This is a genomic window from Aldersonia kunmingensis, from assembly GCF_001646865.1.
Classification (GTDB): Bacteria; Actinomycetota; Actinomycetes; order Mycobacteriales; family Mycobacteriaceae; genus Aldersonia; species Aldersonia kunmingensis.
This window is the reverse complement of record NZ_LRRB01000294.1, coordinates 1-7,981: the sequence shown is the minus strand read 5'-3', so window position 1 is coordinate 7,981 and position 7,981 is coordinate 1. Positions and strand designations below refer to the sequence as shown.

Sequence of the window (7,981 nt, the reverse complement as noted above, 5' to 3'; positions counted from 1 at the left end):
GCGGAATGGTCGAGCTGCTCGTGGTGCCCGCTGTGCGCCGCGGTCGCCCTGATCCGAGGTGAGCACCACGAGGTAGTGGCCTCGCTGGCCGAGCACGGCACCGCGATGGTGACCGTCCTGCGCGAGGCGCTGGCCGGTGTGCCGGTCGATCCGATCTGGCCTGAAGGCGACGATCACACCGCGCCGGAGCGCGCCGCGACGCCGGAGGACGATTCGCGCGGAACGGCGGAGGTTGCCGATTCCAAGCAGTACAAGCCGATACCCGTCACGATCAAGACATGAAGACGCGCGCCCCGGGCGCGGAAGCCGAGCTGACCGTCGGCATCGATGTCGGCGGCACGAGTCTGCGCGCCTCGGTCGTCGACCCGTCCGGTCAGGTGCTCGACACCACGCAGGCGCCGACCCCGCACTCGGCGAAGGCGCTCGAGGACGGCCTCGACCACGCCGTGCGCGAGCTCGCGGGCCGGCACCACATCGGGGCCGTCGGGCTGGCGGTGGCCGGATTCATCACGCTCGACCGAACGACTGTGCGGTTCGCGCCGCACCTGCCCTGGGTCGACGCGCCCGTCGCCCGCGACCTCGGCCGCCGGCTCGGCCTGCCGGTGCTCCTCGAACACGACGTGAACGCGGCGATGTGGGCCGAGCACAAGTTCGGGTCCGCGGCGGGCGGACACAACGTGGTCATGGTGGCGATCGGCACCGGTATCGGTGCCGCCTTGCTTGTGGACGGCGTGCTCTACCGGGGCAGCCACGGTGTCGCGCCCGAGCTTGGGCATATCCAGGTGGTGCCCGACGGGCGCGCCTGCGCGTGCGGCAAGCGTGGGTGCTGGGAGCGCTACTGCAGTGGGACCGCGCTGGCCGAGACCGCGATCGAACTGCTTGCCGCCGACCCGTCGAAGTCGACGATCCTGGCGCGCGAGGAGTTCCGCGACCCGGGCTCGCTCACCGGCCGACGTGTCGCCGCGGCGGCGCAGGACGGTGATCGCATCGCGGAGCGGGCCGTCGCCGAGTTCGCGCGCTGGCTCGGGATCGGACTGGCGATCGTCGGTGACATCTACGACCCCGATCTGGTGGTGATCGCGGGTGGCGTGAGCACGTCGGCACCGCTGTTTCTGGACGAGGCGCGCGAGCGCTATGCCGCGCTCGTGACCGGCGCGGGGCATCGGCCGCTCGCCCGGATCCGGACCACCCAGCTCGGCGAAGCGGCCGCGATGATCGGTGCCGCGGAACTCGCGAGGTCGGCACTCTCGAAGGCCTGAGCGCGACCTGAGATCACGCCGACCGCCCTCGAGGTGTGATCTGTACTCCAACCGATCCCAGTTGTGTGGCTGGTCCTCGTCATGCTCGGTACAGTTTGATGCACGCTCATCTGCCCGGTCGGAGCCGCCCGAGCGGAGCCTGCGGAGCGATTGATCTCGAAAGGACGCCATGTTCTATTGGCTGCTCAAGTTCGTGTTTGTAGGGCCCTTCATCGCGTTCTACAACCGACCGAGTGTCGAAGGACTGGAGAACGTCCCCACCGATGGGCCGGCCATCTTCGCCGGTAATCACCTTTCCATCGCCGACTGGTTGTTCACGCCGCTGATGGTGCCTCGCCGCGTCACGTACCTGGCCAAGAGTGAGTACTTCACCACGCCCGGTTTCAAGGGCTGGCTGCAGAAGATGTTCTACAGCGGTGCCGGGCAGGTTCCGATCGATCGGAGCGGCGCCTCCGCCGCCGACAACGCGCTTGCGACGGCGTCGCGACTGCTCGACGAGGGCAAGCTGGTCGGGCTGTACCCCGAGGGCACGCGTTCCCCGGATGGGCGGCTGTACAAGGGCAAGACCGGTATGGCGCGCATCGCGCTGAAGACCGGGGTACCCGTCATTCCGGTCGCGGTAGTCGGCACCTTCGAGGTGAGCCCTCCCGGGCCGTTCAAGTGGCGTCGGCACAAGGTGACCGTGAAGATCGGCAAGCCGATCGATTTCTCCCGCTACGAAGGCATGGGCGGCAACCGTTTCGTCGAGCGTGCGGTCACCGACGAGGTGATGTACGCGCTGATGAAGATGTCCGGCCAGGAGTACGTCGACGTCTACGCGGCGTCGCTGAAGAAGAACCCAGGCGAGGACAAGAAGATCACCGCGGACCGGATCCCGGACACCCGCGCCAGCTGAGCTTCTACCCGTTCTTTCAACCGTCGCGGCGAATCACGCCGCGACGGTTTGCATTTCGGGGTCTGCGCTGCGGCGAGCGACTCGCTGCGGCCGCGCGAACGCGAGAATGACCAGGGTGCCCAGCCCCCACCACACATAAGACGAGGCGAGCAGCTGGTCGGCGATCGGCCAGTTGAGTCCGTCGTAGCGGCCCGGCGCGAGGCGCCAGTGCGCGGCGTAGTTGAACATCAGCGCGCCCAGCACTGCCCAGCCGGCGAACAGCACGCTGCGGCGACGATAGGCGACGATCGTCATCGTCAGCAGGATCGGGATCGCCCACACCCAGTGGTGCGACCAGGAGACCGGCGAGATCAGTAGCCCGGCCAGCGCGTTGGCGCACAGGGCCAGCGCAGGGTCGCCAGCCGCGAGGGCGCGGCGCATTGCCACGATCGCGAGGGCCAGCACCGCCAGGGCTGCCAACAGCCACAGCGGGGTGCGCAGGTCCTCGACGCCGAGCCGCGCGAGGAACCCGGTGATGCTCTGGTTCGACGGATACGCGGGGCGGCCGATCCGGTTCGAGTCCGGAAGGATCTCGGTCCAGTACTTCGCCGAATCGCCGAAGGCCAGCACGAAGCCGAGCGCTGTGAACACGACGAAGCTGATCCCGGAGACAACGACTGCGCGGAAATCCCGCCGGAGCAGCAGGTAGAGCACGAACACCGCAGGTGTGAGCTTGAACGCGGCCACGAAACCGATCAGCAGGCCGCGCGGCCACGGCGTGCGTTTCGGCAGGCAGTCGGCCAGCACGAGGGCCATCAGAATCAGGTTGACCTGGCCGTAGTCGAGCGTCGAGTACACCGGTTCGGCCAGCAGCGACAATCCCAGTGCAAAGCCACCGCCCCACACCGCGGTCGCGGCCCAGCTCAGGTCGTGCGAGCGCAGCACGAGTGCGATGGCGGCGAACAGCGCGACCAGCGACAGCGCTGTCATCACCACGCTCGCCTGTGCGAGGCTCACCCACGACATCGGGCCGAACGAGATCGCCGCGAGCGGGGGATAGGTGAACGGCAGCGGATTGCCGATCTTGGTGGGGGGTAACTGGCCGTAAACCTCGGCGCCATGCGCGAACACAGTGCCGCCGATGCGGTACACGTCGAGGTCGATCCGGTAGTAATCGCCGAACGGGCGACCGAGCCAGGGTAGGCCGGCAAGGTGATAGACGACACCCACAACCGCGCCGACAATTCCGGCGACCGCGAGCCCGGTGAGCAGTACCCGGTTGCGGCCGCTGACCGCGCTGGGTGCGGGCGACGTCGTGTCGGTCACGTGTTCCTCTCGCTGCACTGATCGGATGTCGTTCCACTGCATGTGCGCAGGTCGATGCGCTCCGACTGCTGAGGTTGGCATAGGGTCCGTGCGTGCGCTACTTCTATGACTGCGAGTTCATCGAGGATGGTCGCACAATCGACCTGGTATCGATCGGCGTCGTTGCCGAGGACGGCCGTGAATACTACGCGGTTTCGACCGAGTTTGATCCGGACCGCGCTGGGCCTTGGGTGCGCCGCAATGTGCTCCCGAAGCTGCCGTCGCCCGGATCGGGGGCATGGCGCAGCCGGGAAAAGATCCGCGATGAGTTGCTCGCGTTCTTCGTGCCCCGCCCCACCATCGTGCCGGAGCTGTGGGCCTGGGTTGCCGCGTACGACCATGTGGCGTTGTGCCAGCTGTGGGGCCCGATGACCGCGCTGCCCAACTCGATGCCGCGCTACACCCGCGAACTGAAGCAGCACTGGGAGCTGCACGGCTCCCCGGAACTCCCGCCGGTCCCGGACGGTTCGCACGATGCTCTCGTCGATGCCCGGCACAATCTGGCGAAGTTCGAGGCGATCGAGGTCGCTCGCCGCCGCTGAGCACCGGTAGCCGAGCAGGCGGCGCGCCGGTCGTTGTTCACACCCGTCGGAACACTGGTTCGGCGTCGGGGGCCAGCGCGAGGACCTCGCCGAAACCGTCCACGACGCAATCGAAGAACAGCTCCGGCTCGGTGATCGCGGCGGCATCGTGGTTGATCCCGAGGCAGCCGGTGGAGCCGTGCGTCAGCATCGTGGCCATCACCGCGCAGCCGGGCAGCGGCCCGAACGGATAGCTCCGTTCGACCTTCGCGCCGGCCATGAAGGTGTCGTGGCGTATCCCGGGCACATTGCTGGCCTGCACATCGTTGACCGAGGTTGTCTTGCCCGCGAAACCGAGCAGCTCCGACGGCAACCAGGCCAGTACCGGGCCGACGGCCTCGATAAGACCCGCAGCCGGTTCGGTTCGGGCCAGGAGTACCTGCTCGCGGATGTTGTGCATCCGCTCGACCGGATCGACGATCGACACCGGTGCCGCAACCCGGCCCACGGTGATCTTGTTGCCACCCGCGGCGTCGCCCTCGGCCCGTAGCGATATCGGCAACGCAAGCGGCATCACGTCGATGGGGTGGCCGAGTTTTTCGTGGTAGAGCCGCATCGCGCCGGTAATTCCCGCGAGGTAGGCGTCATTGAACGACGCGCCGGCAATCTTGCTCGCCGCGCGCAGGTCGACGAACCTGATGTCGAAGGTGCTCAACCGCCAGGACAGGCTGCGCTTGGCGAGCAGCGGGGAGTGAGGCGGGCTTGCCAAGCCGGATACCCGCCGCGCAGACAGGCCGAAGTCGATCGCTTTTCGCACCGATCCGACCGGGTCGGTAAACGACCGCGCGCCATCACCGAGCGCGCCGAGGATCGTTGGGACCAGCCTCGCCGACGCGGCGAGCTGGTTGCCGATCACTGCGCTGGGGCCGGGCTGTTCGGGCCTCGCCGCGGGCGGTTGCGGCTTGTCGAGCTGGTGCTCGCGCGTCGTAGACCGCAGCATGCTCATCCCGAGCACGGTGCTCATCCCGTCCGCGACCGCATGATGCACCTTCACCACAAACGCCGCCTTTTCGTCGGGCAAGCCGGTGAACAGGTATGCCTCCCACGGTGGCCGGGCGTGATCGAGCGGTGTCATAGCGATCGCTTCGACAGCGTTCAGCAGTTCGCTCCATGTCCCGTCGCCCGGCACCGCCGCGCGGCGCAGGTGGTAGTTCAGGTCGAAATCTGCGTCGACGGCCCAGGTGGGCACACCGACACCGAACGGCGAGTCGATGACGCGCTCGCGCATCCGGGGCACCATCCGGCTCGCCCAGTCGACCGCAGCGACGAAGCGGTTCCACTCGGGCACGCAGTCGTACAACTCGACAGCGAAAACGGGCGCCCGGAACCGCCGGTCGTCGTCGGCGCGCCACATGATTGCGTCTGCGGGACTCATGACCCTGCTGTTGGCCCAATCCAGCGGACGGTCGGCCGGAGTGCCGGTGATATTGCTGGGCTTTTCGGTCATCGGTTGTCTCCTGACCAGTGAACGAGCGCAATTGGTCCTGCGGGTGTCCCCAGATTCATCAGTATCTCGCCATACCACTGCCGTTCGGCGGAATTGGGGATGACGAGCGGCATATGCGGGATATCGGCGCGCATCTCGTGGTGGAATGCCGCTGAACATCGCGTTAGCACGGTCCGGGTGTCACGATCCCGCCACCTTGGGTGGGCAGAAAGGCGAATACTCTATAAGCGTGAACTGGACTGTCGACGTTCCGATCGACCGCTTGCCCGAACTGCCGCCGCTGCCGCCCGAGCTGCGCACTCAGCTCGACGTAGCGTTGGCGAAACCGGCCCTCCAGCAGCCGTCCTGGCCGGAGGAACAGGCAGCGGCCATGCGCACCGTGCTCGAGAGCGTGCCGCCGATTTGTGTCCCGGCCGAGGTCGAGGAGCTTTCGGACCGGCTCGCCGAGGTCGCGCGCGGCGAAGCATTCCTGCTGCAGGGCGGGGACTGCGCCGAGACCTTCGCCGATAACACCGAACCCCACATCCGCGGCAACATCCGCACGCTGCTGCAGATGGCCGTCGTGCTCACCTACGGCGCGAGCCTGCCGGTGGTCAAGGTCGCCCGCATCGCCGGGCAGTACGCGAAGCCGCGCTCTTCCAACATCGATGCGCTCGGCCTGCAGTCCTACCGCGGTGACATGGTGAACTCGCTGGTCGCCGATGAGGCCGTGCGTGTGCACGACCCGTCCCGGCTCGTGCGCGCCTACGCGAATGCCAGCGCAGCGATGAACCTGGTGCGTGCGCTCACCGGCGCCGGACTGGCCGACCTGCACCGGGTGCACGACTGGAACCGCGAATTCGTCCGCAATTCGCCGGCCGGTGCGCGGTACGAGGCACTCGCTTCCGAGATCGACCGTGGTCTGCGCTTTATGGACGCCTGCCGGGTCACCGACCCGAACCTGCAGTCCGCCAAGATCTTCGCCAGCCACGAAGCGCTTGTCCTCGACTACGAGCGGGCCATGCTGCGCCTGTCCGAGGACGCATCCGGCAACCCGGTGCTGTACGACCTGTCCGCGCACTTCCTGTGGATCGGCGAGCGCACCCGTCAGCTCGACGGCGCGCATGTCGCGTTCGCGGAACTGCTGGGCAACCCGATCGGCATCAAGATCGGCCCGAGCACCACGCCGGAGCTCGCCGTCGAGTATGTCGAGAAGCTCGATCCGACGAACAAGCCCGGCCGCCTCACCATCGTGTCCCGCATGGGCAACGGCAAGGTGCGCGAAGTACTTCCGGCGATCGTCGAGAAGGTGCAGGCCACCGGCCATCAGGTGATCTGGCAGTGCGATCCGATGCACGGCAACACCCACGAGTCGTCGACCGGATTCAAGACCCGTCACTTCGACCGCGTCGTGGACGAGGTGCAGGGATTCTTCGAGGTGCACCACGCGCTCGGCACGCATCCGGGCGGCATCCACATCGAGCTGACCGGCGAAAACGTCACCGAATGCCTCGGTGGCGCACAGGACATTTCCGATCTGGACCTGTCGGGACGCTACGAGACCGCCTGCGACCCGCGCCTGAACACCCAGCAGTCGCTGGAGTTGGCGTTCCTCGTCGCGGAGATGCTGCGAGATTGACCGGTTCCACCGGGCGAGATTGACCGGGCCCACCAGGCGTGACTTGCCGCTCGGCAGTTCGCAATTCAGCCTCGGCTCAGCGTTGATAACGGCGCGGTAACAATGCGGTAACGGCGAAGCATGGTGTGTCGAAGACCACTCAGCACGCCGGGCACGAAGGACGGGACGTCAAGGGCCGTCGGCGATCCCGTACTCGCTCTGTCGCCACCCGTCCGCCCGGTGCTGCTCGAGGCAGTCCCTGTCGTCGGTCGTATCAGGACCGGTCTTGGACTGCGCTGACAGCCGCACGCTATGAGACCGGAAAGTGGACATAAATGCGCAAGTTGATCTTCATGGCAGCCCTCGTTCTTCCCTTGCTTGGTGCCGGCGTTGCCCAGGCCCAAGACACTGGGTCCATCCAAACCGACAACGACGGGCAAACCTGCACCGGCAATCCGACGGGCTTGGGGTGTGAAGGCGGGTTGACCTTGCAGGACTTGATCGAGATGGCGGGGATTAGCACCGGCAGTTTCAACGGCTGAATCCATCTGCGCCAGCCCGGTATCGGATCGAACCCTTGATAAATCAGGGTGTTGCAGATCCTGACTCGGCTTGACCCGCGTGGGCGAGCGGCACGGAGACGATTTCGTGTCGCCGTCCGGCGGAGGCCGGGGGTGACCTCGCAATCGCCGCGCGATCCGGGATCACGGCACCGAGACAAGCGTGACCTTGCGGCCCGGGCTCGATCGCTGGCCGACCCGACCGCATATCCAGACTCGACACGCTGCCCATGTCATCAACGACGGCCGATCGCGACTGCAGTGTCTGCAGCACGCTCTGAGATTAGAAAGCGAACAT

General features: G+C 66.9%; 7 protein-coding genes and 1 pseudogene. 6 read left to right on the top strand and 2 right to left on the bottom strand.

All coding sequences use genetic code 11. The features are described from left to right. The 3 genes and pseudogenes from A8G08_RS27670 to A8G08_RS23640 form a co-directional block, all read left to right on the top strand. Positions 1–282, top strand: a pseudogene (locus A8G08_RS27670) (hypothetical protein); the annotation flags it as partial. Next, on the top strand, positions 279–1,259 hold the full coding sequence (locus tag A8G08_RS23645) for an ROK family protein (RefSeq protein ID WP_068279653.1): 981 nt from the start codon (positions 279–281) through the stop codon (positions 1,257–1,259). The pseudogene A8G08_RS27670 and the gene A8G08_RS23645, both read left to right, overlap by 4 nt. A gap of 169 nt (positions 1,260–1,428) precedes the next feature. After that, complete coding sequence (locus tag A8G08_RS23640) at positions 1,429–2,154, top strand: lysophospholipid acyltransferase family protein (RefSeq protein ID WP_068279651.1); 726 nt, start codon at positions 1,429–1,431, stop codon at positions 2,152–2,154. A 33-nt stretch (positions 2,155–2,187) separates the two neighbouring features. Here A8G08_RS23640 and A8G08_RS23635 read toward each other — a convergent pair whose 3' ends face one another. Beyond that, a complete protein-coding gene (locus A8G08_RS23635; RefSeq protein ID WP_084436794.1) occupies positions 2,188–3,459 on the bottom strand; it encodes a glycosyltransferase 87 family protein in 1,272 nt (423 codons plus the stop codon). A gap of 92 nt (positions 3,460–3,551) precedes the next feature. Here A8G08_RS23635 and A8G08_RS23630 point away from each other — a divergent pair, with 92 nt between their 5' ends. After that, positions 3,552–4,040: a polyadenylate-specific 3'-exoribonuclease AS gene (locus A8G08_RS23630; RefSeq protein ID WP_068279646.1), complete on the top strand. Its 489-nt coding sequence runs from the start codon at positions 3,552–3,554 to the stop codon at positions 4,038–4,040. Positions 4,041–4,077: 37 nt separating this feature from the next. Here A8G08_RS23630 and A8G08_RS23625 read toward each other — a convergent pair whose 3' ends face one another. Beyond that, positions 4,078–5,526 carry a wax ester/triacylglycerol synthase domain-containing protein gene (locus A8G08_RS23625; RefSeq protein ID WP_068279639.1) on the bottom strand — a complete coding sequence of 483 codons (1,449 nt, stop codon included), beginning with the start codon at positions 5,524–5,526 and terminating at the stop codon, positions 4,078–4,080. Positions 5,527–5,755: 229 nt separating this feature from the next. Between A8G08_RS23625 and A8G08_RS23620 the strand changes: the two genes are divergently transcribed. Both A8G08_RS23620 and A8G08_RS23615 read left to right on the top strand, forming a co-directional pair. Then, positions 5,756–7,144: a class II 3-deoxy-7-phosphoheptulonate synthase gene (locus A8G08_RS23620; RefSeq protein WP_068279636.1), complete on the top strand. Its 1,389-nt coding sequence runs from the start codon at positions 5,756–5,758 to the stop codon at positions 7,142–7,144. Positions 7,145–7,458: 314 nt separating this feature from the next. Then, on the top strand, positions 7,459–7,665 hold the full coding sequence (locus A8G08_RS23615; RefSeq protein WP_068279633.1) for a hypothetical protein: 207 nt from the start codon (positions 7,459–7,461) through the stop codon (positions 7,663–7,665). The last annotated feature ends 316 nt before the right edge of the window (positions 7,666–7,981 follow it).

Coding starts and splice junctions, on each gene's coding strand:
- A8G08_RS23615 (WP_068279633.1), top strand. CDS start 7,459: ATGCGCAAGTTGATCTTCATGGCAGCCCTCGTTCTTCCCTTGCTTGGT.
- A8G08_RS23625 (WP_068279639.1), bottom strand. CDS start 5,526: ATGACCGAAAAGCCCAGCAATATCACCGGCACTCCGGCCGACCGTCCG.
- A8G08_RS23640 (WP_068279651.1), top strand. CDS start 1,429: ATGTTCTATTGGCTGCTCAAGTTCGTGTTTGTAGGGCCCTTCATCGCG.
- A8G08_RS23645 (WP_068279653.1), top strand. CDS start 279: ATGAAGACGCGCGCCCCGGGCGCGGAAGCCGAGCTGACCGTCGGCATC.